Here is a 24,217-nt window from a genome sequence, read left to right as displayed (position 1 = left end):
ACCTACGCGGTACCGGCCAACTCCCGGTCGGTGACGGGCGTCGCGCCGGGGGTGGTGACCGGCCGGCCCGGCATCCAGCGCAGCACGATCACGATGCCGAGCGCGGCCACCACCGCAGAGGCGCCGGCGGCCCAGTGCATGGCCGAGACGAACGAGTCGTTGGCCGCGTCGATCAGTCGCGGCGCGTCGGGGCCAAGCCGGCCGGCGACCGCGTACGCCCCGGACACCGACTCGCGGGCCGCGTCGCGCACGGGGGCGGGCAGCGTGGCCACCACCGGGCTGATCTGGTCGCGGTAGACGGCGGAGAGCACCGAGCCGAGCACCGCCACGCCGAGCGCGCCGGCCACCTGGCGCACGGTGTTGCTCACCGCGGAACCGACACCGGCCTTCTCCCGGGGCAGCGACGACATGATCGACTCGGTGGCCGGCGGCATGATGTTGGCCATCCCGGCGCCCTGGAGGAAGCCCAGCGCCGAGAAGATCCAGATCGGGGTGTCCGCGTCGATGAAGACGAATGCGCCCAGCGCCACGGTGGTCAGCAGCAGCCCGGCCGACGCGACGGCCCGGCCGCCGTAGCGGCGGACCATCGCCGCGCTACGCGGCGCGAAGACGAGCTGGGCCGCGGCGAACGGCAGGAACAGCAGGCCGCTCTCCAGCGGGCTGTAGCCGCGCACGAGCTGGAGGTAGAACGCGCCGAAGAAGAGCACGCCCATGGCGGCGAAGAAGACCAGTCCGACCAGGGCCACCGGGGCCGCGAACCGGGGCACCCGGAACAGCCGTACGTCCAGCGACGGGTGGTCGCTGCGCAGCTCGTGGGCGACGAACCAGCCGAGCACCGCGAGGCCGCCGAGCACCGCGATCCACACCTGCGGGCGGCCGAAGCCGTGCTCGCCGCCGTCGATGATGCCATAGGTGAGGGCGACCAGGCCGACCACCGACAGCAGCACGCCGAGCAGGTCGACCCGGCCGGGCTTCGGGTCGCGGGACTCGGGGACCAGGGCCGCGACGAGGACCACGCCGAGCGCCACCACCGGCACGTTGATCAGAAAGACCGAGCCCCACCAGAAGTGCTCCAGCAGCGCGCCGCCGAGCACCGGGCCGATCGCCACGGCGAGGCCGACGGCGCCGGCCCAGACGCCGATCGCCTTGGCGCGCTCGCGCGGGTCGAAGACGTTGGAGATGATCGAGAGGGTCACCGGCATGATGGCGGCGCCGCCGACGCCCATCAGCGCGCGGGCCGCGATGAGCTGCCCCGGGTCCTGCGCGTACGCGGACAGCAGCGAGGACAGGCCGAACAGCACCAGCCCGATGATCAGGAAGCGGCGGCGGCCGAACCGGTCACCGAGCACGCCGAAGGTGAACAGCAGGCCGGCGAAGACCAGCGTGTAGGAGTTGATCGCCCACTCCAGCTCGCCCTGCGTGGCGCCGAGGCCGCGCACCGGGTCGGCCAGGGTGCGCAGCGCGACGTTGAGGATGGTGCTGTCGAGGACGACCACGAGGAGGCTGATCACCAGCACCCCGAGGATCGCCCACCTCCTCGGGTGTCCGGTGTTCTCGTGCGGTTCCACTGCCGTTCTCCCCCCGGTTTTCCCGCGCCGGAATACGATACGGGTCAGACTCGTAATGACGCCGAGCGTAGGTGAGCGGATTTCGATACGGAACCGGTTCGTATTGGATGTGACGCGGGTCACGCGGTCAGGCAGGCCGACGTCGCCTCGCCGAGCGTGGTGAGGCGCCGCGGGACGCCCGAGGAGGGCGGGAACGGCTCTATCCACCCCGGACCTGCGGCGAGCACGCGCACCCCGGGCAGGTCCCGGCGCAGGCGGACGAGGCGGTACGCGCGGCCGGTCAGCGGCGTCTGCGACCAGACCACCACCGCCCGCGGGCGGACCCGGGCCACGGCGCCGGCCAACGCGGACCAGGGCAGCGCCGAACCGAGGTGCAACGCGCCCCGGCCACGCTCGCGCAGCGACGCGGCGAGCGCGTGCAGTCCGAGGCAGTGCGTCTCGTGCTCGGCGCCGGCCATCAACACGCCCGGGGCGGGCAGCGGCCGGGACGGGTCACTGCCGAACACGTCCAGACCGACGCGTACCCCCTCGGACAGCGCGTGCTCGACGGCGATCTCGGCGGCGCTGTCGCCGCGCAGCGTGCCCAGCAGCGGCACGCAGACCTGCTCCCAGGCCGGCACCACCCCGGCCTGCGCGGCCAGGTCGAGCACCAGCCCGGCGACCCGGTTGTCGTCCAGGTCCTCGGCGGCGGCGGTCAGCCGTTTGCGGGCCGTCTCGGCGGCCCCGGCCGGCATGTTCTCGGTCAGCAACGGACGCACCCCCGGGTCGCTCTCCTGCCCAGGGGTTCGCTCGCACCGCCCGATCCGGATGCGCGGGCCGCGAATCCGGCCGGAGCCGGGTCAGTCCGGGAAGGTGACCACCCAGCGGGCGCCCTCGCCGCGGGCCAGCCGGTCCAGCGCCGCGGGCGCCTCGGACAGCGGCACCGTGCCGCTCACCAGCGGCGCCAGGTCCAGGTCACCGGCGGCGAGCGCGGCGGCCAGCTCCGGCACCTCCCGGTCCGGGTCGGTCGAGCCGTACACCGAGGAGCGCAGCGTGCGCGCGGAGTGGAAGATGTCCAGCGCGGAGAGGCTGAGCAGGTCGTCCTTGCCGCCCATGCCGACCACTGTGACCGCTCCCCCGCGCCGCGTCGCCCGCCAGGCGGCGCGGATGGTGGCGGACCGGCCGACGCACTCGAACGCGTGGTCCACGCCGCGCCCGTCGGTGCGGGCCCGGATCTCCTTGCCCAGCCGGTCGTCCGAGCGCAGGAAGTCGGTGGCCCCGGCGGCGAGCGCCAGCTCCCGCTTGGCCTCGACGACGTCCACGGCGAGGATCGGCGCCGCGCCGGCCCGCCGCGCGGCGGTCAGCACGGCCAGCCCCACCCCGCCGAGCCCGATCACCGCCACCGACTCGCCGGCCGCGACCCGTGCGGTGTTGCGGACCGCGCCGACGCCGGTGAGCACCGCGCAGCCCAGCACCGCGGCCTGCTCCGGCGGCAGCCCGGCCGGCACCGGTACGGCGGCGCGCTGCGGCACCACCACCTCCTCGGCGAGCGCGCCGAGCCCGAGCGTGACCTGAAGGGGCTCACCGGCGGCCGTCTCGCCGCGGGGCGTGGACGGGTTGGGGTTGGCCGCGCAGAGCCACGGTTCGCCGTGCCGGCAGTGCCAGCACTCCCGGCAGGCGGGCGCCCAGTTGAGCACCACCGGCGTGCCGACCGCCAGTGTCGTGCCCGGCCCGGCCTCGGCCACCACGCCCGTCGCCTCGTGCCCCAGCACCAGCGGGTACGCGGGCGCCAGCGTGCCGTCCACCATGGCCAGGTCGGAGTGGCAGATGCCGGCGGCGCGGATGCGTACCCGCAGCTCGCCGGGGCCGGGCGCGGGCAGGCGTACCTCCTCGACCGCCGGGGTGGCGCCCCGGCCGCGTACCACGAGCGCCTTCACCGCTGGATCGCCTTCAGCTCGGTGAACTCCTCCACGCCGTACGCGCCGAGTTCCCGGCCGAGGCCGGACTGCTTGTAGCCGCCGAACGGGGCGAGCGGGTTGAACGCGCCGCCGTTGACGTCCACCTGGCCGGTACGCATCCGCCGGGCCACCGCCAGCGCCGCGTCGGAGTCGGCGGACCAGACCGCGCCGGCCAGCCCGTACCGGGAGTTGTTGGCGATGGCGACCGCCTCGTCGGTGTCGGCGAACGGGATCACCGCGAGCACCGGCCCGAAGACCTCCTCCTGGGCCAGCGCGCTGTCCGGGTGCACGTCGGCGAAGACGGTGGGCGCGACGAAGTGCCCCTGCGGCGGCAGCGGCGCGTCCGGGCCACCGGCGACGAGCCGGGCGCCGTCGGCGAGCGCCCGGTCCACGTGGTCGCGTACCCGCTGGGCCTGCGCGGCGGAGGCCAGCGGGCCGAGCCGGGTCGCCGGGTCGAAGGGGTCGCCGAGCCGGTAGCCGGCCACCGCCGCCGCGACCAGGTCCAGCGCCTCGGCGTAGCGGTCGCGGTGCACGAGCATCCGGGTCCACGCGGTGCAGGTCTGCCCGGAGTTCAGCAGCGCGTTGCCGACGCCGACCTTGACCGCGGTGGGCAGGTCGGCGTCGGCGAGGATGACGTTCGCCGACTTGCCGCCGAGTTCCAGCGACACCCGGGCGAGCCGCTCGGCTGCCAGGTGGGCGATGCGCCGGCCGGTGGCGGTGGAGCCGGTGAACGAGACGAGGTCGACGTCGGGGTGCGCGGCGAGCGCCTCGCCGACGACCGGGCCGGTGCCCGGCACCAGGTTCACCACGCCCGGCGGCAGGCCGGCGTCGGTGATCGCGTCGAAGAGCAGGTACGCGGTGAGCGGCGTCAGCTCGCTGGGCTTGAGCACCACTGTGCACCCGGCGGCGAGCGCGGGCGCGACCTTCGCGACCACCTGGTGCAGCGGGTAGTTCCACGGGGTGATCGCGCCGACCACGCCGACCGGCTCCCGGACCACGAGCGAGTTGCCGACCGAGTGTTCGGCGGCCGGGCGGGCGGCCAGGTCGACCATGCTCCGCAGCACCGTCAGCGGCAGGCCCGCCTGGACGCGGGTGGCGAGCTTGAGCGGGGTGCCCAGCTCGGTCGCCACCGTGCGGGCGATCTCGTCGGCGCGGGCGGCGAGCGTGGTGTGCAGCCGGTCGAGGTGCGCGGCCCGCTGCGCGGGCGCGGTGGCGGCCCAGCCGGGGAACGCGGCGCGGGCGGCGGCGACGGCGCGGTCCACGTCGGCCGGTGCGCCGGCGGGCACCTCGCCGACTGTGCTCGCGGTGGCCGGGTTCTCCACCGGGATGGTGTCGCCCGAGGTCGGGTCGACCCAGTCACCGGCGATGTGCAGGTGGCGGCGCGTCAGCAGTGCGGGCGGGGCGGCGGCGAGATCCATGGCGTCCTTCGGGGGGCGGCGGAAACTAGCGGTGGGAGTTTCGACGCTACTCCGGACCGCCGACCCGTTCCAGCGGGGCGACGGTGGCCGCGTACTCGGCGGCGAGCCCGTGCAGTAGCGCGTCCAGGCCGAGCGCGAACGCGCCCTCGTCGACGCTGCGCTGGTGGCCGGCGAGCCGGTGAGCCTGGTTGAGGTGCGGGTGCGCGGCGTAGAGCGAGGGGTCCTCGACGAAGCCGCGGGCGAACGAGCCGAGCGCGGACCCGGCCACGAAGTAGCGCATCGCGGCGCCGATGTGGGTGGCGCGTGCGGGCGGCCAGCCGGCCCGGACCAGCGCGCCGTAGACCGCGTCGGCCATGGCGAGCGCGGCCGGACGGCGGCCCGGCCCCTGCGCCAGGTACGGCACGATGTTCGGGTGCGCGGCCAGCGCGGCCCGGTACGAGTGCGCCCACCGGCCGAGCGCGTCGAGCCAGTCGTGCTCGTCGAAGACGCCGGTGTCGACTGTCGCCGCGACGCCGTCGGCCACCGCGTCGAGGATCTCCTCCTTGGTGGCGAAGTGGTTGTAGAGCGAGGGGCCGCGCACGCCGAGCGCGGCGGCGAGCCGACGGGTCGAGAGCGCGTCCAGCCCGTCGGCGTCGATCAGCGCCAGCGCGGTCTCGACGATCCGATCGCGGGTGAGCAGGGCCTGCCGGGGTCTGGGCACCTGGTCATCATCCACCCTTCGACATCGGGTCTGGACGCGGGAAAACTTCCAGCGATAGTTTAGAGCCAGTCGACCTGAGGGGGCACCGTGGACTTCGCACTGTCCGACGAGGAACGCGCGATCCGGGACACCGTTCGCACGTTCGTCACCCGTGAGGTGATGCCGCTGGAGGCGGAGGTGCTGCGCCGCGAGCGCGCCCACCAGCCCGGCCTGGACCGCTCCGAGCTGCGCGAACTCCAGCTCAAGGCGAAGAAGTTCGGCTTCTGGGGGCTGGCCACGCCGGAGGAGTACGGCGGGATGGCCCTGCCTGCGGTCATGCAGTCCCTGATCTGGACCGAGCTGGGCCGCAGCTTCGTGCCGTTCCGCTTCGGCGGCGAGGCCGACAACATCCTGTTCCACGCCACCGAGGAGCAGAAGCGGGAGTTCCTGATCCCCACCATCGAGGGGGAACGGATCTCCTGCTTCGCCATCACCGAGCCCGGCGCGGGCTCCGACGCGGCGAACATCAAGCTGCGTGCCCGCCGTGACGGTGACGACTGGGTCCTCGACGGCGAGAAGACGTTCATCACCAACGGCAACGACGCCGACTTCGCCATCGTGGTCGCGGTGACCGACCCGGAGAAGGGCGCCCGCCGCGGCGGCGCGACAGCGTTCCTGGTGGACCGCACGATGGGCTGGCGCTCGGAGTTCATCCAGACCATGGGCGAGGGTGGCCCGGCCTCGCTGATCTTCGACGGCGTACGGGTGCCGCACCGCAACATCCTCGGCGAGATCGGGCAGGGCTTCACGCTCGGCATGGAGTGGATCGGCAAGGGCCGCTACACCATCCCGTCGCACGCGATCGGCATCGCCGAGCGGGCCCTGCAGATGGCCATCGACCACGCCAACACGCGGGAGACGTTCGGCGTGCCGATCGCCACCAACCAGGCCATCCAGTGGATGATCGCCGACTCGGAGACCGAGCTGGAGGCGGCCCGCTGGCTGATCCTGCGCTCGGCCTGGACGGTCGACCAGGGCCTCGACCCCCGGCACGCCTCCTCGATGGGCAAGCTCTACGGCGCCGGCATGGTCAACCGGGTGGTGGACCGGGTGCTGCAGATCCACGGCGGCATGGGCTACACCCGGGAGCTGCCGATCGAGCGCTGGTACCGGCAGGTCCGGCTGTACCGGATCTTCGAGGGCACCGACGAGATGCAGCGGCTGATCATCTCCCGGGACCTGCTGCGCGGATACACGAAGATCGGCGGCCACCTGGCCTGAGCCGTCAGCCGGTCAGCGCCTCGATCGCCCGGTCCACGTCCGCCTCGGTCGTGTAGAGGTGGAACGAGGCGCGGACCCGGCCGGCCCGTACCGCCGCGCGCACCCCGGCGCGGGCCAGCCGCTCCTGTGCGTCCGGCACGTCCACGCTGACGATCGCGCTGTCGCCCGGCGGGCGGCCCAGCCCGGCGAGGAACCGGTTGGCCAGCGCCACGTCGTACGCGCGCACCTCCTCCGGATCGAGGTCGGCGAGCAGTTCCAGCGCCGGCGCGGCCCCGACGTAGCACAGCCAGGACGGGGAGATGTCGAAGCGCCGGGCGTCGTCGGCCAGCCGCAGCGGCGTCCCGTAGTAGGAGGCGTGCGGGTCCTTCCCGGCGTACCACCCGGCCGCGTCCGGGCGGATCCGCTCGCGCAACGCCGGGGCCAGATAGGCGAAAGCCGAGCCGCGCGGCGACATCAACCACTTGTATGCCCCCACCACCACCGCGTCCGCGCGGTCCGCCGCGAACGGCAGCCATCCGCACGCCTGGGTGGCGTCGACCACCACGAACGCGCCGTGCGCCCGGGCCGCCGCGACGATCTCGTCGTACGGGGCCACGACGCCGTCGGCGGACTGCACCACGCTGAACGCCACCAGGTCGGTGCCCGCGTCGATCGCGTCGACAAGTCCGGCCAGCGGCACGGTGCGGACGCGCACGCCCCGCTCCTGCTGGACCAGCCAGGGGAACAGGATCGAGGTGAACTCGTTCTCGGGCACCACCACCGAGGCGCCGGCCGGCAGGCTCGCCGCGATCGGCGCGACCATCTGCGACACGGCGGAGCCGATGCTCACGTCGGCGACGTCCACACCGGTCAGACGGGCGAACGCGGCCCGGGACCGCCCGACCGACTCGTCCCACGCCTCGAACGACACCCGCCCGGTCCGCCAGTCGGCGAGCACCCGCTCCATGGCGTCCCACACCGGCTCGGGCGGCAGCCCGTAGGTGGCGGTGTTCAACCAGCCGGGCTCCGGCTGCCACAACTTCCGTGCCTGTTCCAGCTCCATGCCCCGACGCTAACCACCCCCACCCCGCCCCCGGCACCGCCAATCCCTCCCCCGTGGCCCCCGCCCCGGGGGGGGGTCAGGCTGGTGGGGGGAGGTCGGTCAGGGCCGCGGCGATCTCGGTTCGGACCCTCGGCAGGGGCCAGGTGGCCAGGTCGCGCAGCGTGTGGTGTCGGCGCAGGTGTCGTACCGCGGTCAGGCCGACCAGGTAGCCGCAGCGCTTGGGCAGGTCGCCGGCCAGTGGCGAGTCCCGCATCAGGAAGTACGGGGCGTGGTGCTCGACGTCGGTGGCGTCGAGGTCGGCGCGGACCCGGCGCAGAATCTCCGGCCACCGGCGGCGGCACTCGTCGAGCCAGGGCCGGTACCCGGGCCGGCCGAACCACAGGTACGCCTCGTCCGGCCGGCCGGCGTCGAGTTCCGCGGTGACCTGGGTGGCCAGTCCCTCGGTGAACAGCGAGTTCGCCACCCCGTACTCCGGCCAGTCGCGGATCGCGGCGCTGCGGTCGTGCACCACGTGCGCGGCCTCGTGCCGGACCAGCAGGTCGAGGTCTTCCGGTGGCCCGAGCTGTTCCACGGCGAGGAACAGCGCGTACCTGCCGTTCAGCTCGCCGGCCCAGCCGTTCGCCCGGTTCAGCCCGACCAGCACCACGCACTCGACCGGCCCGCCGTCGCCGGACCAGCCCAGCGCGCCGGCCACCGCCGCGACGCCGTCGGGCAGCGAGGCGCGTACCGTCTCGGCGCGTGCCGCGAGGCCGGCGGCTCGGTCGCGGAGCCCGTCCAGGGCGGCGGCCACGCCGGCGGCGTCGGACCAGCCGCCGTCGCGGCGCAGCGCCCGGACCACGTCCGGGTGTCCGGCCAGGTATCGGGAGCTCCACAGTTCCGGCGACGGGCGCCGCTCGGCGCAGGCCAGGAAGTCGGGCACCAGTTCACGGACGCGCAGCAGGTCGGTGGGCGGCATCCGCACGATGCTGCCCGCCCCTGGCACGCCGGGGCAAGACCGCGACGGTACGGGGTCGGCTCACGCCGGCCGGGCCGAGGAGGCGGGTCGGTGATCGCCGCGGCCCGGAACGGGTCGGGACGCAGCGGCCCGCGACCGCCGGAGGCGACTCCCGCATGAAGGAACTCTTCATCAAAGATTCAGCTAATGCAAGGTATCGACATCGACGAGCGTCACGCTATAAGGTGCGGCGAACCGGCGACGTGATCACAGTCGCCCCATGTAGTCGACGAGGAGTGACGTGACAATTCGGAGACCCTCGCGTCGGGTGAGCACCCTGCTCGGCGGCGCCATGATCTTCACGATCGCCCTAACCGGCCAGCCGGCCCAGGCAGCGCCGCAGCACGGCGCGCAGCCGCTCGCCGCCGCCTTCGACCGGGCCGCAGCCGGCTCCGACGTGCCGCGCGACCTGCTCGCCGCGCTCGGGTACGCCGAAACCCGCCTGGACGGCCACCGCGGCGCGCCCAGCGCCTCCGGCGGATACGGCGTGATGCACCTGACCAGCAACCCGAAGGTGCGGACCCTCGACGAGGCCGCGCGCCGGACCCGGCTGGACCGCGCCGAACTGCGTACCCGGGACGCCGCGAACGTGGCCGGCGCGGCGGCGGTCCTGCGGTCGTACGCCGACGAGGCCGGCCTCACCGCGGCGCAGCGAGACGACGTCAACCAGTGGTACGGCCCGATCGCCCGGTACGGGGGAGCGACAGACCCGGCCACCGCCCGGCTGTACGCCGACGCCGTGTACGACCTGCTCGCCAGGGGCTTCATCGCGACCACCGCCACCGGCGAGGTCAGTGTGGACGGCCGCCCGGTCGCACCCCAGCGGGGCCGGTACACCGACGTGGCGCCGCTGGGCACCGGCGACTTCGGCACCCTGAGCACCGACTACGGCCCGGCGGCCTGGGTGCCGGCCAACTCGGCCAACTACACGGCCTCCAGCCGCGAGTCGGCGTACCCGATCAACTACATCGTCATCCACACCATGCAGGGCAGCTACTCCGGATCGATCAGCTGGTTCCAGAACGCCGCCGCCAGCGCCAGCGCGCACTACCTGCTCCGCTCCTCCGACGGCGCGGTGACCCAGATGGTGCGGGACAAGGACATCGCCTGGCACGCGGGCAACTGGACCTACAACACCCAGTCGATCGGCATCGAGCACGAGGGGTACGTCGACAACGCCTCCTGGTACACCGACGCGATGTACCGGTCGTCGGCGGCGCTGACCCGGTTCCTGTGCGACAAGTACGGCATCCCGAAGACCCGCACCAACATCATCGGGCACAACCAGGTGCCGGGCGCCACGCACACCGACCCGGGTCCGAACTGGAACTGGACCTACTACATGCAGCTCGTCACCGGCGACACCACGCCCCCGCCGACCGCCTGGTCGACGATCGTGGACAACACCACCGCCGGCCGCTTCACCGCGAGCGCCAACTGGAGCACCTCGACGTACTCGGCGCAGCGCTACGGCGCCGACTACCGGTACGCCAACCCGGTCGCGGCCAGCGACACCGCCTGGTACAAGGTGAACATCCCGGCGACGGCCACCTACCGGGTGGAGGTCTGGTACCCGGCCGTCGCGGGCTACAACACCTCCACGCCGTACATCGTGGCGACCACCAGTGGCAACCAGACGGTCGCGGTGAACCAGACGGCGAACGGCGGTTCGTGGCGTTCGCTGGGCACCTTCACGCTGGCCGCCGGGGACGCCAACAAGGTGGGTGTCAGCCGGTGGTCCGGCAGCACCGGGTACGTGATCGCCGACGCCATCCGCATCACCCGCGTCTAGCGGTACGCCCCCCGGCCCGGCGTCGTGCCGGGGGCGCTCGGCCCGGTCAGCTCACGTTGGCCGGGCCGAGCACGCTCTTCAGGTCACCCATCAGCGCGGTGGTGGGCGCGACCCGGAACGGGCCGAGGCGCAGCGTGGTGACCTTGCCGCCGTTGAGCAGCTTGACGTGCACCTCGGTGTCGCCGGGGTGCAGCACGAGCGTCTCCTTGAGCCGTTCCACGAGCGGCGGCGTGCAGCGGTGCACCGGGATGGTCAGCGTGACCGGCTTGTTCGCCGGGTTGCTGGTGACGTCCGGCATGGACATGTCCATCGCCATGATCCGCGGGGTGTCGTCGCGCCGGTCCACCCGGCCCTTGACCACCACGATGGCGTCCTCGGCGATGTACTGCCCGATCACCTCGTACGTGTTCGGGAAGAACAACGTCTCCACGCCGCCGGCCAGGTCCTCCAGGGTGGCCGACGCCCAGGCCCGGCCCTGCTTGGTGACCCGGCGCTGCACACCGGACAGGATGCCCGCCAGGGTGACCACCGCGCCGTCGGGCACCGTGCCCTCCTCGGACAGCGCGGCGATGGTGGTGTCGGCGGCCGCGCCGAGCACGTGTTCCAGGCCGAACAGCGGGTGGTCGGAGACGTACAGGCCGAGCATCTCGCGCTCGAACGCGAGCTTGTCGCGCTTGTCCCACTCCCCCTCGCCGATGATCGGCATGACCGTGGTGGTGCCGCCGGTCTCCGCCTCGCCGAAGCCGGCGCCGAACAGGTCGTACTGGCCGACCGCCTCCTTGCGCTTGACGTCGGCGTACGCGTCGATGGCGTCGGCGTGCACCGCGAGCAGGCCCTTACGCGGGTGCTTGAGGGAGTCGAACGCCCCGGCCTTGATCAGCGATTCGATGGTCTTCTTGTTGCAGACCACGGCGTCGACCTTGGACAGGAAGTCGTAGAAGTCGGCGTAGTCGCCCTTCTCCTCGCGGCACCGCATGATCGAGGCGACCACGTTCGCGCCGACGTTGCGCACCGCGCCGAGACCGAAGCGGATCTCCTTGCCGACCGGGGTGAACGGCCCGGCGGAGGTGTTCACGTCCGGCGGCAGCACCTGGATGCGCATCCGGCGGCACTCGGAGAGGTAGAGCGCCATCTTGTCCTTGTCGTCACCGACGGAGGTGAGCAGGGCGGCCATGTACTCGGCCGGGTAGTGCGCCTTGAGGTAGGCGGTCCAGTAGGAGACCAGGCCGTACGCGGCGGAGTGCGCCTTGTTGAACGCGTAGCCGGCGAACGGGACCAGCACGTCCCACACGGCCTGGACGGCCTCGTCGGAGTAGCCGCGCTCGCGGCAGCCGTCCCGGAACGGGATGAACTCCTTGTCCAGGATCTCCTTCTTCTTCTTACCCATCGCCCGGCGCAGCAGGTCGGCCTGGCCGAGCGTGTAGCCGGCGAGGATCTGCGCGGCGCGCTGCACCTGCTCCTGGTAGACGATCAGGCCGTGCGTGGGCGCGAGGATCTCGCGCAGCGGCTCCTCCAGCTCCGGGTGGATCGGGGTGATCTCCTGGAGCCCGTTCTTGCGCAGCGCGTAGTTGGTGTGCGAGTCCACGCCCATCGGGCCGGGCCGGTAGAGCGCCAGGACGGCGGAGATGTCCTCGAAGTTGTCCGGCTTCATCAGCCGCAGCAGCGAGCGCATGGGCCCGCCGTCGAGCTGGAACACGCCGAGCGTGTCACCGCGGGCCAGCAACTCGTACGCCGCCTTGTCATCCAGCGGCAGACCGAGCAGGTCCAGCTCCCGGCCGTGGTTGAGCTGGATGTTCTTCACCGCGTCGTCGATGATCGTCAGGTTGCGCAGGCCGAGGAAGTCCATCTTCAGCAGCCCGAGCGACTCGCAGGTCGGGTAGTCGAACTGCGTGATGATGACGCCGTCGGAGTCGCGCCGCATCAGCGGGATGTGCTCGATGATCGGCTCGGCGGACATGATGACGCCGGCCGCGTGCACACCGGTCTGGCGGATCAGGCCCTCGATGCCCTTGGCCGTCTCGATGACCTTCTTGACGTCCGGGTCGGACTCGTAGAGGCCGCGGATCTCGCCCGCCTCGGCGTAGCGGGGGTGCTTCGGATCGAAGATGCCGGACAGCGGGATGTCCTTGCCCATCACCGCCGGGGGCATGGCCTTGGTGATCCGGTCGCCGACCGCGTACGGGAAGCCGAGCACCCGGGCCGAGTCCTTGATCGCGGCCTTCGCCTTGATCGTGCCGAACGTGGCGATCTGCGCGACCTTGTCCTCGCCCCACTTGTCGGTCACGTACTTGATGACCTCGCCGCGCCGGCGCTCGTCGAAGTCGATGTCGACATCCGGCATGGAGACGCGCTCGGGATTGAGGAACCGCTCGAAGATCAGGCCGTGCGGGATCGGGTCGAGGTCGGTGATGCCCAGCGCGTACGCCACGAGCGAGCCGGCCGCCGAGCCACGCCCCGGTCCGACCGCGATGCCCTGGCTCTTGGCCCACTGGATGAAGTCGGCGACCACGAGGAAGTACGACGGGAAGCCCATCTGGATGATGACGCCCAGCTCGTACTCGGCCTGGACGACGTGGCCCTCCGGGATGCCGTTCGGGAAGCGGCGCGCCAGGCCGGCGAACGTCTCCTTGCGGAACCAGGACTCCTCGGTCTCGCCCTCGGGGATGGGGAACCGCGGCATCAGGTTGTGGAACGTGAACATGCCCGCCGGATCGACCTTCTCGGCCACCAGCAGCGTGTTGCGGCAGCCCTGCTGCCACAGCTCGGAGGAGTCGACGGCGCGCATCTGGTCGGCGGACTTGACGAAGTAGCCGCCGCCCTCGAAGCGGAACCGGTTCGGGTCGGCCACGTTGCTGCCGGTCTGTACGCAGAGCAGCACGTCGTGCGCCTCGGCCTGCGCCTCGTGGGTGTAGTGCGAGTCGTTGGTGACCACCGGCGGGATGTCGAGCTTGCGGGCGATCTCGGTGAGCCCCTCGCGGACCCGGCGCTCGATGTCGAGGCCGTGGTCCATGATCTCCAGGAAGTAGTTGTCCTTGCCGAAGATGTCCTGGTATGCGGCGGCGACCTTGAGCGCCTCGTCGAACTGGCCGAGCCGCAGCCGGGTCTGCACCGCGCCGGACGGGCAGCCGGTGGTGGCCATGATGCCCTCGGCGTGCTCGGCGATCAGCTCCATGTCCATCCGGGGCCACTTCACGTAGTGGCCCTCCATGGAGGCGCGCGAGTTGAGCTTGAACAGGTTCTGCAGGCCGTCGCGGTTCTTCGCCCACATGGTCATGTGGGTGATCGCGCCGTTGCCGGAGACGTCGTCGCTCTTCTGCTCGGGGCGGCCCCACTTGACCCGGGCCTTGTGGAAGCGCGACTCCGGCGCGACGTACGCCTCGACGCCGAGGATGGGTTTGACCCCGGCGTCCATGGCCTGCTTGTAGAAGTCGTTCGCGCCGTGCATGTTGCCGTGGTCGGTGATCGCCACCGCCGGCATGCCGAGCCGCGCCGCCTCGGCGAAGAGGTCCTTGAGCCGGGCCGCCCCGTCGAGCATCGAGTACTCGGTGTGTACGTGCAGATGCGCGAACGAATCGCCCATGCGTGGCGCCCCCCGGGTTGTGGATCAAGCTGCGTCGGAGTCGACCGACCCACCCTACCGAGGTGATCGTGCGGGCTCCACCGTCCGCGCCGAGGGTGGTCCGGGTCTCTCCGACCGGCCGGTGTGCGACACGCGATGTCCTTCTCCATTGCAATAGTGTGTGGCACACACTATGGTGTCGGACATGGTCAGCGAAGAGGTCCTCCGGACCCACCTTCAGGAGCTACGGCGCGGCACTGTCGTGGTGGCCGCCCTGGTCGCCCTGCGCCGCCCCGACTACGGCTACGCCCTGCTGCAACGACTGGCCGCGCACGGCTTCGCGGTCGACGCCAACACGCTCTACCCGCTGCTGCGCCGGTTGGAGGACCAGGGCCTGCTGACCAGCGAGTGGAACACCGAGGAGAGTCGGCCGCGCAAGTTCTACCGGACCAGCGCCGACGGCGACGCCGTGCTGAACCGGCTGCTCGACGACATGACCGCGACGCGGGCGTCCGTCACCGTACTGATCGAAGGAGCGGAACGATGAGTTCCCTGACCGACCGTTACGTCGCCGCCACCATGCGGGCCGTGCCCGCGCAACGCCGCCTGGAGATCGCCGAGGAGCTGCGCGGCTCCATCGCCGACATGATCGACGACCGGACCTCGGGCGGGCAGGACCACGCCTCGGCCGAGCGCGAGGTGCTCACCGAGCTGGGCCACCCCGAGAAGCTCGCGGCCCGCTACAGCGACCGCACCCTGCAACTCATCGGCCCGCGCTACTACCTGGCCTGGTGGCGGCTGCTGCGGCTGCTGCTCACCTGGATCCCGGCGATCGTCGGCGTGCTCACCGGCTTGGCCAAGGCGCTGCTCGACGGCGAGCCGGGCGCGGCGATCGGGGCGGCCGTCGTCGCCGCGGTGCAGACCGCGGTGCAGATCGCGTTCTGGGTCACGCTGGTGTTCGCCGTGCTGGAACGCACCCGGACCCCGCTCGGGCTGCCCGAGTGGACCGTCGACCAGCTCCCCGAGGAGACCCGGGAACGGCAGATCAGCCACTCCGACAGCATCGCCTCCGTGGTGTTCCTGCTCGCCACCATCGGCCTCCTGGTCGGCCAGCACTTCCAGCGCTGGACCACCGACAACGGCACCCGGCTGCCGGCGCTCGACCCGGCGCTCTGGAGCTTCTGGCTGCCGGTCCTGATCGTGGTGCTGCTGGCCACCGTCGGCCTGGAGATCGCCAAGTACCGGTCCGGGCGGTGGACCTGGCCGCTGGTGGCGGTCAACGCGGTGCTCAACGTGGCCTTCGCCGCCCCGGTGCTCTGGCTGCTCGCCACCGACCGGCTGCTCAACCCGGAGCTGGTCGAGCGGTTCGCCTGGCTGCGGGACGGCGGGACCGTCGAGTTCGCCCGGGTGGCGAGCGCGGTGGTCGTGCTGGTCGCGATCTGGGACGTGATCGAAAGCGCGGTCAAGGCCGGCCGCGCCACCCGCTGAAGTCGGGCCGATCCTCCGGCCGTCCCGGCACCGTCGGCGCCGGGACGGCCGGCCGTCGGCTGCCCGACTCAGCGGCGGCGGCGCGGCCACCCCGGGCATAGCCTGATCTCCCGCACCACCGGCGAGCACTGGACACCCTGATGCCCCTCCCCGACGGCACGGACGAGCTGGCCCGCTCGGCCGCACGCGGCGACCGGCAGGCACTCGACGCGCTGCTGGCCGCCGTCCGGCCGGACGTGCTGCGCCAGTGCGCTCGCCTGCTGCCCCACCGGCAGGACGCCGAGGAGGCCTGCCAGGACGCCCTGCTCGCGCTCGCCCAGGGGATCGCCGGGTTCGAGGGGCGGTCGTCGTTCGACACCTGGCTGTACCGGATCACCGCCAACCGGGCCCGCTCCACCTACCGCACGTTGCGGCGACGGTGGCAGCGGGAGGCCGGCGGGGTTCCGCTGCCGGACCCGCCCGACCCCCGCCGGACCAGCGTGGTCGCCGGCACCCGGCTCGACCTGCTGGACGCGCTCGACGCGATCCCCCCGGACCTCGCCGAGGCGGTGACTCTGCGCGACGTGCTCGGGCTGAGCTACCGGGAGATCGCCGGCCTGCTCGGCGTGCCGGAGGGCACCGTCAAGTCCCGCATCCACGAGGCCCGGCGGCAACTGCGGCTGCGGCTGTCCGATGCGTGAGCCGGCCCGCCGCCGGGGCGGCGTCGCGCTCGTCGCGCTCGCCGCCCTCGCCGGGACGCCCGCCTGCGCCGACCGCCCGGTCTCGCCACTTCCGGCACGGCCGGCGGTGACCAGCGCCGTCGCCACCGCGCCGCCCACCGCCGCGATCCCACCCCGGCCCACCCCGGCGCCGCAGGCGAGCACGCCGGTGCCGGCCCCGTCGAGCAGACCGGCGGTCCCACGTACGCGGCCACGACCACCGGCCGCGCCCCGGAGCACCCGGCCCGCCCGACCGGTACGCACCACCGCCCCGGCCGCGTGCTTCGGGCCGGTCCGCCACGACCTGATCCTTGCCGAGACCGAACTGGCGCTGGTGAGGTCACTCTGCTTCGCCGCCGGTGGAATCCTGCGGATCCAGGGCATCGGCCCGGGTGAGGTGACAGTGGACCGGGAGGACCTGGTCTCGCAGAGCTACGAGGCCGGGGTGGTGGACATCCGGTTCGTACGCGTCGGCACCGTGGTCGTCACCATCCCGCAGGACGGGCGCGCGTACCCGATCACCATGGTGGTGGTCTGACCGCGCCGCCTACCCGGCCCGCACCCCGGCGAGCACCCCGTCGACGAAGTCCGCGCCCGCGTCCGGCGGCGGGACGAGCTGGACGTAGAGCAGACCGGACCGGCCGGTGGCCGGGCCGGCCGCCTCGACGATCACCGGGCGGGCGGTGGGGCAGGTGTACGTGACCACGGTCCACTCGACGCCGCCCTGCCGGGAACGCCGCGGCGGTGATGCGACGCAGTCGGAGTGCGGCCGTCCGGCGAGGAAGGCCGCCGGACCGGTCCGGCGCGCCGCACCGGTGGAGAGGCCGACGAACGCGCCGGGCAGCGTGGGGTCGGCCACCCAGTTTCCCGGATCCGGGGAGATCACCAGCGCCGGTTCGAGACGGCCGTCGTCGCCGTACTGTCCGGCCCAGCCGGCGCCCTCGGCCCGCCAGCCCGCCGGCAGGATCACGGTCAGCGGTCCACTGCGGCCCACCGCACCGGCCGGGACGGGGTGGATCGCGTCCCCCGCGCTCGTGGCGGCGACGGCGATCGTCACCGCGACCGCGGCGACGGCCGGCAGTGGGCGCGGCGCCCGCCGGGCCGGGGACAGAGCCGGCCCGCCCGCCACCGCGCGCCGCAACGCCCGCCGGAACGCGTCCGCGTCCGGGTGGCGGTCGGCCGGGCGTACGGCGGTGGCGGTCCGCAGCACACCGTCCACAGCCGCCGGCACCCCGGGACGCAGGCGTGAACCGGCCGGCCCGCCCGGTGGGCCCGCCCGGCCGAGCAGCCGCAGTCCCAGGCGGCCCAGTCCGAAGACGTCGGCGCGGGTGTCGACCACCGCCAGCGGGTCGTCCTGCTCCGGCGCCATGTAGCCGGGCGTGCCGGCCCGGGCGGTCAGCCCGGAGGCGACGGCGAGCGCCTTGGCCAGCCCCAGGTCGGCGATGAGCACCCGCTCACCGTCCGGACCGGAGTGGAACAGGACATTGCTCGGTGTCAGGTCCCGGTGCACCACCCGGTGCCGGTGCAGCACCGCCACCCCGGCCGCGATCCCGTCGAGCACCGCCAGGGCCTCCGCCACCGGCAGTGGGCCGCGCGCCAGCCGGTCCCGTAGGCTGCCGCCGTCCGCCCAGGCCAGCACGGCGTACGGACGGCCGTCGGGCAACTCCCCCACGGCGTGCACCCGGACCAGGCGGTCGTGGTCCAGCCGCCGCAGCAGCCGGGCCTCGTCGAGGAACCGTTCCCGCACCCGCAGGTCGTGGCTCCAGTTCTCGGCCAGCACCTTGACCGCGACCCGGCCGGCGAGGGCCGGGTCGTACGCGAGCCAGACCGTGGCGAAGGAGCCCGTGCCGAGCAGGCGCTCCACCCGGTACGCCCCGATCCACGCCGGCGTGATCATCGCACCACCTCCGGGACCGCCACCGGGGCCACCACTTCGACGGTAGACGATCCGCCGAACCGAACCGCCGCGGTCGGAGACCAACAGGACAGGAGAACCCGACGGAAGGAGATCGACCATGAACCGTATCCCGTCCACCGTCCTCGCCTGTCTGCTGGCGCTCGCCGGCGCCGTGCCGGGCGCCGCACCGGTGGCCGCCGGCCCACCGGTGCGCACGGCGGCCGCCGGCGGCGGTGACGGCACGCCGGTGCGCGTCCGGTCGGCTGTCGCGGAGAACGCGGTGCTCAGCGTCCGGGGCGCCGGCCCGTTCCGGATCGGCGCCCGGCTGGACCGGCTCGTCGCTGCCGGGCTGATCGACTGGACGGCGCCCGGCTGCCCCGGAGTGGTGCACGCCGGTGTCACCGGCTCCTGGGCCGGGGCGATCCTGCTGACCTTCCGGGACGCCCGGCTCGTGTCGGTGGGTACGGCCACCGCGCCGCCGCGCTCCCCGGCCGGCGGTTCGGTCGGGATGTCCTTCGCCGAACTGGAGCGCATCTACGGGCCGCGCGGCAGCATGATCCGCAACGACGCGGATGACGCCGAGGCGTACCTGGTCCGGTTCGGGTCGCGGGTCGAACTGTTCAGCGACCACCCGATCCGGCCCGGGGTCGGCTACTACGAGGCCGGTCTGGCGTCGTACGTCGAGCGGGGGTTCCGGCAGGGCTGCTGCTGCTGAGCCACCGGGAACCGCCTGAGCGCGGGCGCGGCCGTCGCGCCGGGCCCGCGCTCAGGCCGCCCGCCACTCCCGGGCCAGCAACGCGTAGACCACCTCGTCGGTCCACTCCCCCTTGACGAACTCGTTCTCCCGCAGGTGCGCCTCCCGGCGCATGCCCAGCCGCTCCAGCACCCGGGCCGAGGCGGTGTTGCGGGCGTCCAGCCGGCCGACGATCCGGTGCAGGCCCAGCCCGTCGAAGCCGATCCGCAGCAGCTCCCGCGCCGCCTCGGTGACGTACCCCCGGCCGGTGTGCGCGGGATGCGCCACGTACCCGATCTCGCCCTGCCGGTGCTCGCCGCTGGCCCAGCTCAGCAGCACGTCCCCGGCGAACTCGCCGGTGTCCGCCACCGTCAGGGCGAGGTTGAGCACGTCACCGGGGGCGCGCAGCGCGGTCCGCCGGACCAGCCGCTCGATGGCGGCGCGGGCGGCGTCGTCGTCGTACGGCTGGTGGTAGAGGTAGCGGGTCACCTCCGGGCGGCCCCGGTAGTCCCGGACCACCGCCAGGTCGTCGGCGGTGAAGGCGCGCAGCAGCAGGCGCTCGGTGCGTATCGGCAGATCGGGCACGAACACCCCGGCAGGCTACGTCGCGGCTGTCGTCCGGCCCACCCGATTACGCCCCGCGCACCGCGCCGGCCGTGTCGGTGGCATGGTCGTACGGTGAGCACCGCACCCACCACCGCCTGGCGCCGGCCGGTTCCCACCGCCGCGCAGCTGCGCGCCGACCTCTGGGTCGGACTCGCGGTCACCGTGCTGGCCCTGTTCGAGCTGACGCTGGCGCACAGCACCGGGGCCTTCCTGCTCGGGCCGCCGCCGAGCCTCGGCGAGCAGGTCGGGTGGACAGTGGCGGTGACCGCCCCGCTCGCCGTACGGCGGCGGTGGCCCGCCACCGTCGCGGTGCTCGTCTCGATCGCGTTCATCGCGGGGCAGGCACGGGCGGTACCGCTCGCCCAGCTCCCGTCGGGCGCGTTGTTCGCCGCCCTTTACACGCTCGGCGCGTGGGGCGCCGACCGGCGGCTGGCCGGGCGGCTGCGCGCCGCCATCATCGTGGCGATGTTCGGCTGGCTCGCGCTGTCCCTCGCGCTGCGGGCGGACCAGATCTCGGCGGCTTCCTTCGCCGACGCCGCCGGCCCGGTGCCGCCGGTGCTCGCGGCGGTGGTGAACGGGGTGTTCTACAACCTGCTGTTCTTCGGGTTCGCCTACTACTCCGGACAGACCGCCTGGGTGGCCGCCCACCGCCGGCACGAACTGCGGGAGCAGGCCGAGCAGTTGCGCCGGTCGCAGGCGGAGGCGCGCGAGCGCGCGGTGATGGGCGAGCGGGTCCGCATCGCCCGGGAGCTGCACGACGTGGTCGCCCACCACGTGTCGGTGATGGGCGTGCAGGCGGCCGCGTGCCGGCGTGTGTTCGACCGCGACCGGGACAAGGCGCGTACCGCGCTGGCCGCCATCGAGGAGACGGCCCGCACCTCGGTCGACGAGCTGCGCCGGATGCTCGGCGTGCTGCGCGACCCGGACGCCGCGGCCGGCGCGGCCACCGCGCTGGAGGACACCGCCGGCCTCGACGAGGTCCGCGCGCTGGTGGACCGGGCCCGGGAGGCCGGGCTGCGGGCCGAACTCGGGGTGTACGGGGAACCGGTGCCGTTGCCGCGCTCGGTGTCGCAGGCAGCGTACCGGACCGTGCAGGAGGCGGTGACGAACGTGGTCAAGCACGCCCACGCGACCACGCTCGACGTGCGCGTCCGCTATCTGGCGAGGGAACTGGAGATCGACGTGAGCGACGACGGACACGGCGGCGCGCCGGCTGCCGGGACCGGGCTCGGCCTGATCGGCATGCGGGAGCGGGTCGCCGCCCACGGCGGTGAGGTGGAGACCGGGCCACGCCCCGGCGGCGGGTTCCGGGTCCGGGCCCGCATGCCGCTGCCGGTCGAGGCCGCCGGGCGGGCGGCGTGAGCGCGCCGGTACGGGTGCTGCTCGTCGACGACCAGCACCTGGTCCGGACCGGCTTCCGGGTGATCCTCGAGGTGGAGGACGACATCGAGGTGGTCGGTGAGGCCGCCGACGGGCAGCGCGGGGTGTCGATGGCGTCCGCGCTGCGGCCGGACGTGGTGCTGATGGACGTGGAGATGCCCGTTCTCGACGGGCTGGAGGCCACCCGCCGGATCACCGCCGACGCGACGCCGGGCGGCCCGGCGGTGCTGATCCTCACCACGTTCGACAGGGACGACTACCTGTTCGCCGCGTTGCGGGCCGGGGCGAGCGGCTTCCTGCTGAAGAACGGCACGCCGGAGGACCTGGTCGAGGCGGTGCGGGTGGTGGCGCGCGGCGAAGGGCTCATCGCGCCGGCGCTCACCCGGCGGGTGATCTCCACGTTCGCCCGGCCCGGCGCGGCGCCGCCGGATCCCCGGCACGACGCGGCGACGGCGGACCTGACCCCGCGCGAGCGGGAGGTGCTGGAGCTGGTCGCGCGCGGGGCCAGCAACGCCGAGATCGCGGACGTCCTGCGCGTCGGGGAGGCGACGGTGAAGACGCACGTCAGCCGCGTGCTGGCCAAGCTCGGGCTGCGCGACCGGGTGCAGGCGGTGGTGTTCGCGTACGAGCACGGCGTGGTGCGCCCCGGGGGATGATGCCCCGTCCCCCGCGCGACGGACCTCGTGATCGCCCTACGGTGGGACGACGGGAGGGACGGCCGGCCGTAGCGTCGGGATCATGACCAGCGTGCTCCGCCTCGACGGCGTCGACCGCAGCTTCGGCGGCCGTCAGGTGCTCAAGGACGTCTCCTTCGACGTGACCGCCGGGCGCATGACCGGATTCGTCGGCGGCAACGGCGCCGGCAAGACCACCACCATGCGGATCGTCCTCGGCGTGCTCGCCCCGGACGCCGGGCAGGTGACGTGGCGGGGGCAGCCGCTCACCCGCGAGGCCCGGGCCCGGTTCGGCTACATGCCCGAGGAACGCGGCCTCTATCCCAAGATGACGCCCCGCGAGCAGGTCATCCACCTCGGCCGCCTGCACGGGCTGGACGCCGCCGGGGCCCGCCGCCGCACCGACGCGCTGCTGGAGCGGGTCGGTCTCGGTGAGCGGGCCGGCGACCTGCTGGAGACGCTGTCGCTGGGCAACCAGCAGCGCGCGCAGATCGCCGCCGCGCTGGTGCACGACCCGGAGGTGCTGATCCTGGACGAGCCGTTCTCCGGGCTCGACCCCCTCGCCGTCGACATGGTGGTGGCGGTGCTGCGGGAACGCGCCGCCGCCGGAGCGCCGGTGCTCTTCTCCAGCCACCAGCTCGACGTGGTGGAACGGCTCTGCGACGACCTGGTGCTCATCGCGGGCGGCACCATCCGGGCCGCGGGCCCGCGCGAGGAGTTGCGCGCCGCGTACACCCTGCCCCGGTTCTCGCTCGTGGTCGACGGCGACGCCGGCTGGCTGCGGGACCAGCCCGGTGTGCGGCTGGTCGACCTCGACGGCGCCCGCGCGGTGGTCGAGGTGGACCCGCCCGCCGACGACCAGGCGGTGCTGCGCGCCGCGCTGGCCCGCGGCCCGGTGCGCGCGTTCGGCCCGGTCACCCCGTCCCTCGCCGAGATCTTCCGAGAGGTCAACCAGTGAACACGATCCAGGCCACCCGGCTGATCGCGGCCCGCGAGATCAAGGTCAAGATCCGCGACAAGACGTTCCTCTACAGCACGCTGATCTTCCTGCTGCTCGCCGTCGTCGCCACCGTGGTGCCGGCGATGCTGAACAGCGGTCCGTCCACCGTGGCGGTGACCGCCGCCGGCGCCGAGCCGCTGCGCGCCGCCGGGCTGGACGTCCTCGTGGTCGCCGACGACGGCGCCGCCGAGCAGGCGGTACGCGACGGCGACGCGGACGCCGCGGTGGTCACCGGTCCGGTCGTGGTCGCCGACGAGCGGGCCCCGGACGACGTGGTCTCCGCGCTCAGCGCGGCCCCGCAGGTACGGCTGCTGGACCCGGACGCGGTGGACCCGCTCCTCGCGTACCTGGTGCCGTTCGCCTTCGCGTTCGTCTTCTTCTTCCTGTCCCAGACGTTCGGGTTGCAGATCGCGCAGAGCGTCACCGAGGAGAAGCAGACCCGGATCGTGGAGATCCTGGTGGCCGCCGTGCCGGCCCGGGCGCTGCTGGCCGGCAAGATCCTCGCCGCCGGCGCGCTGGCGCTGGGGCAGATCACAGTGATCGCGGCCGCCGCGCTGATCGGGATGCGCCTGACCGGCGGCGGTGACCTGCTGGGCCTGATCGCGCCGGCCGTCGGCTGGTTCGTGCCGTTCTTCCTGTGCGGCTTCCTGCTGCTGGCGGCCATGTGGGCGGCCGCCGGGGCGCTGGTGAACCGGCAGGAGGACATCGCCGGGGCGTCCACCCCGGTGCAGCTCGCGGTGATGGCACCGTTCTTCGCGGTGGTGTTCCTCCACGACAACGCCACGGCCATGCGGATCATGTCGTACCTGCCGTTCTCGTCGCCGACCGCGATGCCGGTACGGCTGTTCACCGGCGACGCGGCGACGTGGGAGCCGTTCGTGTCGCTGGCGCTGCTGCTGCTCGCGGCGGCCGGGTTCCTGCTCGCCGGAGCCCGGGTCTACGAGGGCTCGCTGCTACGCACCAACGGGCGGACCTCGGTGCGGGCCGCGTGGCGGCAGCGCGAGCCGATCGCCTGACCCGCGCGATACGCCGAGCGCCGGCCACCCGAGTGGGTGGCCGGCGCTTCGCGCGTCGGGCCGGGGTCAGCCGACCGCTCCTATATCTAGACCGCGTGCCGTGAGGCTTAAGCTCTCTCATAGTCATTCTCTCCTGAAATAGCTGAGGCCCCTACCAGAACGGCAGGGGCCTCAAGGTTGTTCGGTTACTTTGCTGCTTCTCGCTCTTCCCGATACTTAGCCCTGGCGTCAAGGTAGGACTCGTAACGCTCATACTTGCGCTGCTTCTGTACGTCCAGAGCTTCAAGAGCCGCCTCAACTGAACCATGCTTCTTGGTGTATGCCTTAGCAGCGACAATCAGGAAACGATCATCTAACCTGTGAGCCACCCCCGCTTTCATGGAGCTTCTTGACCATGGTCTGATGGCCGTGGGGGAGGAAGTCGTCCGTGGCAGCACCGAAGAAGTACCCCGATG

General features: G+C 73.2%; 22 protein-coding genes. 11 read left to right on the top strand and 11 right to left on the bottom strand.

Annotated features, from left to right (window positions below):
* Positions 1-2: 2 nt before the first annotated feature.
* The 5 genes from ACFYON_RS25010 to ACFYON_RS24990 form a co-directional block, all read right to left on the bottom strand.
* Positions 3-1,568 carry an MFS transporter gene (locus ACFYON_RS25010; RefSeq protein ID WP_354867006.1) on the bottom strand — a complete coding sequence of 522 codons (1,566 nt, stop codon included), beginning with the start codon at positions 1,566-1,568 and terminating at the stop codon, positions 3-5.
* Between the two features lie 119 nt (positions 1,569-1,687).
* Positions 1,688-2,326, bottom strand: coding sequence for a transcriptional regulator (locus tag ACFYON_RS25005; RefSeq protein ID WP_354867008.1), 639 nt, complete (start codon positions 2,324-2,326; stop codon positions 1,688-1,690).
* 81 nt (positions 2,327-2,407) lie between these two features.
* Positions 2,408-3,484, bottom strand: coding sequence for an alcohol dehydrogenase catalytic domain-containing protein (locus ACFYON_RS25000; RefSeq protein WP_354867010.1), 1,077 nt, complete (start codon positions 3,482-3,484; stop codon positions 2,408-2,410).
* On the bottom strand, positions 3,481-4,923 hold the full coding sequence (locus tag ACFYON_RS24995) for an aldehyde dehydrogenase family protein (protein ID WP_354867012.1): 1,443 nt from the start codon (positions 4,921-4,923) through the stop codon (positions 3,481-3,483). The genes ACFYON_RS25000 and ACFYON_RS24995 overlap by 4 nt, the downstream gene beginning before the upstream one ends.
* Before the next feature lie 46 nt (positions 4,924-4,969).
* Positions 4,970-5,623: a TetR/AcrR family transcriptional regulator C-terminal domain-containing protein gene (locus ACFYON_RS24990; RefSeq protein ID WP_354867014.1), complete on the bottom strand. Its 654-nt coding sequence runs from the start codon at positions 5,621-5,623 to the stop codon at positions 4,970-4,972.
* An 87-nt stretch (positions 5,624-5,710) separates the two neighbouring features.
* On the opposite strand from ACFYON_RS24990, the gene ACFYON_RS24985 reads away from it, so the two are divergent.
* A complete protein-coding gene (locus ACFYON_RS24985) occupies positions 5,711-6,883 on the top strand; it encodes an acyl-CoA dehydrogenase family protein (RefSeq protein ID WP_354867015.1) in 1,173 nt (390 codons plus the stop codon).
* A gap of 4 nt (positions 6,884-6,887) precedes the next feature.
* On the opposite strand, the gene ACFYON_RS24980 is transcribed toward ACFYON_RS24985, so the two are convergent.
* Positions 6,888-7,925 carry an aminotransferase class V-fold PLP-dependent enzyme gene (locus ACFYON_RS24980; RefSeq protein WP_354867017.1) on the bottom strand — a complete coding sequence of 346 codons (1,038 nt, stop codon included), beginning with the start codon at positions 7,923-7,925 and terminating at the stop codon, positions 6,888-6,890.
* A gap of 76 nt (positions 7,926-8,001) precedes the next feature.
* Entirely contained in the window at positions 8,002-8,880 is an 879-nt protein-coding gene (locus tag ACFYON_RS24975; protein WP_354867019.1) for a DUF2268 domain-containing putative Zn-dependent protease, read from the bottom strand.
* Positions 8,881-9,760: 880 nt separating this feature from the next.
* Here ACFYON_RS24975 and ACFYON_RS24970 point away from each other — a divergent pair.
* Entirely contained in the window at positions 9,761-10,711 is a 951-nt protein-coding gene (locus tag ACFYON_RS24970) for an N-acetylmuramoyl-L-alanine amidase (protein WP_387187916.1), read from the top strand.
* 46 nt (positions 10,712-10,757) lie between these two features.
* Here the strand turns inward: ACFYON_RS24970 and dnaE are convergent, their stop codons facing one another.
* Positions 10,758-14,291, bottom strand: coding sequence for a DNA polymerase III subunit alpha (gene dnaE, locus ACFYON_RS24965; protein WP_354867023.1), 3,534 nt, complete (start codon positions 14,289-14,291; stop codon positions 10,758-10,760).
* Between the two features lie 184 nt (positions 14,292-14,475).
* Between dnaE and ACFYON_RS24960 the strand changes: the two genes are divergently transcribed.
* The 4 genes from ACFYON_RS24960 (at position 14,476) to ACFYON_RS24945 (ending at position 16,994) form a co-directional block, all read left to right on the top strand.
* Positions 14,476-14,817 carry a PadR family transcriptional regulator gene (locus tag ACFYON_RS24960; protein ID WP_355095329.1) on the top strand — a complete coding sequence of 114 codons (342 nt, stop codon included), beginning with the start codon at positions 14,476-14,478 and terminating at the stop codon, positions 14,815-14,817.
* A complete protein-coding gene (locus tag ACFYON_RS24955; protein WP_355095327.1) occupies positions 14,814-15,758 on the top strand; it encodes a permease prefix domain 1-containing protein in 945 nt (314 codons plus the stop codon). Before ACFYON_RS24960 ends, ACFYON_RS24955 begins: the two co-directional genes overlap by 4 nt.
* A 140-nt stretch (positions 15,759-15,898) precedes the next feature.
* Complete coding sequence (locus ACFYON_RS24950; RefSeq protein WP_357706850.1) at positions 15,899-16,438, top strand: RNA polymerase sigma factor; 540 nt, start codon at positions 15,899-15,901, stop codon at positions 16,436-16,438.
* Positions 16,431-16,994: a hypothetical protein gene (locus ACFYON_RS24945; protein ID WP_357706852.1), complete on the top strand. Its 564-nt coding sequence runs from the start codon at positions 16,431-16,433 to the stop codon at positions 16,992-16,994. The genes ACFYON_RS24950 and ACFYON_RS24945 overlap by 8 nt, the downstream gene beginning before the upstream one ends.
* Positions 16,995-17,003: 9 nt before the next feature.
* On the opposite strand, the gene ACFYON_RS24940 is transcribed toward ACFYON_RS24945, so the two are convergent.
* Entirely contained in the window at positions 17,004-18,353 is a 1,350-nt protein-coding gene (locus tag ACFYON_RS24940) for a protein kinase (RefSeq protein ID WP_355097421.1), read from the bottom strand.
* 118 nt (positions 18,354-18,471) lie between these two features.
* Between ACFYON_RS24940 and ACFYON_RS24935 the strand changes: the two genes are divergently transcribed.
* Positions 18,472-19,068: a hypothetical protein gene (locus ACFYON_RS24935; protein WP_357706854.1), complete on the top strand. Its 597-nt coding sequence runs from the start codon at positions 18,472-18,474 to the stop codon at positions 19,066-19,068.
* A 51-nt stretch (positions 19,069-19,119) separates the two neighbouring features.
* Here the strand turns inward: ACFYON_RS24935 and ACFYON_RS24930 are convergent, their stop codons facing one another.
* Positions 19,120-19,677, bottom strand: a complete 558-nt coding sequence (locus ACFYON_RS24930; RefSeq protein ID WP_387189130.1) for a GNAT family N-acetyltransferase — start codon at positions 19,675-19,677, stop codon at positions 19,120-19,122.
* A gap of 87 nt (positions 19,678-19,764) precedes the next feature.
* Here ACFYON_RS24930 and ACFYON_RS24925 point away from each other — a divergent pair, with 87 nt between their 5' ends.
* From ACFYON_RS24925 to ACFYON_RS24910, 4 genes are all read left to right on the top strand, one after another.
* Positions 19,765-21,054, top strand: coding sequence for a sensor histidine kinase (locus ACFYON_RS24925; protein WP_355097309.1), 1,290 nt, complete (start codon positions 19,765-19,767; stop codon positions 21,052-21,054).
* The gene (locus ACFYON_RS24920) at positions 21,051-21,728 is read left to right on the top strand and encodes a response regulator transcription factor (protein WP_357706857.1); all 678 of its coding nucleotides are present in this window, start codon (positions 21,051-21,053) and stop codon (positions 21,726-21,728) included. Before ACFYON_RS24925 ends, ACFYON_RS24920 begins: the two co-directional genes overlap by 4 nt.
* 82 nt (positions 21,729-21,810) lie before the next feature.
* The gene (locus ACFYON_RS24915) at positions 21,811-22,704 is read left to right on the top strand and encodes an ATP-binding cassette domain-containing protein (protein ID WP_354867043.1); all 894 of its coding nucleotides are present in this window, start codon (positions 21,811-21,813) and stop codon (positions 22,702-22,704) included.
* On the top strand, positions 22,701-23,762 hold the full coding sequence (locus ACFYON_RS24910; RefSeq protein WP_354867045.1) for an ABC transporter permease: 1,062 nt from the start codon (positions 22,701-22,703) through the stop codon (positions 23,760-23,762). The genes ACFYON_RS24915 and ACFYON_RS24910 overlap by 4 nt, the downstream gene beginning before the upstream one ends.
* Positions 23,763-23,947: 185 nt before the next feature.
* Here the strand turns inward: ACFYON_RS24910 and ACFYON_RS24905 are convergent.
* On the bottom strand, positions 23,948-24,217 hold a 270-nt coding region (locus ACFYON_RS24905; RefSeq protein ID WP_387321104.1), incomplete at its 5' end, for a hypothetical protein.

This window comes from Micromonospora sp. NPDC005686 (assembly GCF_042871665.1).
Lineage (GTDB): Bacteria > Actinomycetota > Actinomycetes > Mycobacteriales > Micromonosporaceae > Micromonospora.
This window is presented reverse-complemented; position numbering and strand designations above follow the sequence as displayed.

What these genes read in the sequence shown, in the direction of transcription:
- ACFYON_RS24995 (WP_354867012.1), bottom strand. Translation starts at nt 4,923, where the DNA reads ATGGATCTCGCCGCCGCCCCGCCCGCACTGCTGACGCGCCGCCACCTG.
- ACFYON_RS24980 (WP_354867017.1), bottom strand. Translation starts at nt 7,925, where the DNA reads ATGGAGCTGGAACAGGCACGGAAGTTGTGGCAGCCGGAGCCCGGCTGG.
- ACFYON_RS24975 (WP_354867019.1), bottom strand. Translation starts at nt 8,880, where the DNA reads ATGCCGCCCACCGACCTGCTGCGCGTCCGTGAACTGGTGCCCGACTTC.
- dnaE (WP_354867023.1), bottom strand. Translation starts at nt 14,291, where the DNA reads ATGGGCGATTCGTTCGCGCATCTGCACGTACACACCGAGTACTCGATG.
- ACFYON_RS24960 (WP_355095329.1), top strand. Translation starts at nt 14,476, where the DNA reads ATGGTCAGCGAAGAGGTCCTCCGGACCCACCTTCAGGAGCTACGGCGC.
- ACFYON_RS24955 (WP_355095327.1), top strand. Translation starts at nt 14,814, where the DNA reads ATGAGTTCCCTGACCGACCGTTACGTCGCCGCCACCATGCGGGCCGTG.
- ACFYON_RS24950 (WP_357706850.1), top strand. Translation starts at nt 15,899, where the DNA reads ATGCCCCTCCCCGACGGCACGGACGAGCTGGCCCGCTCGGCCGCACGC.
- ACFYON_RS24945 (WP_357706852.1), top strand. Translation starts at nt 16,431, where the DNA reads ATGCGTGAGCCGGCCCGCCGCCGGGGCGGCGTCGCGCTCGTCGCGCTC.
- ACFYON_RS24940 (WP_355097421.1), bottom strand. Translation starts at nt 18,353, where the DNA reads ATGATCACGCCGGCGTGGATCGGGGCGTACCGGGTGGAGCGCCTGCTC.
- ACFYON_RS24935 (WP_357706854.1), top strand. Translation starts at nt 18,472, where the DNA reads ATGAACCGTATCCCGTCCACCGTCCTCGCCTGTCTGCTGGCGCTCGCC.
- ACFYON_RS24915 (WP_354867043.1), top strand. Translation starts at nt 21,811, where the DNA reads ATGACCAGCGTGCTCCGCCTCGACGGCGTCGACCGCAGCTTCGGCGGC.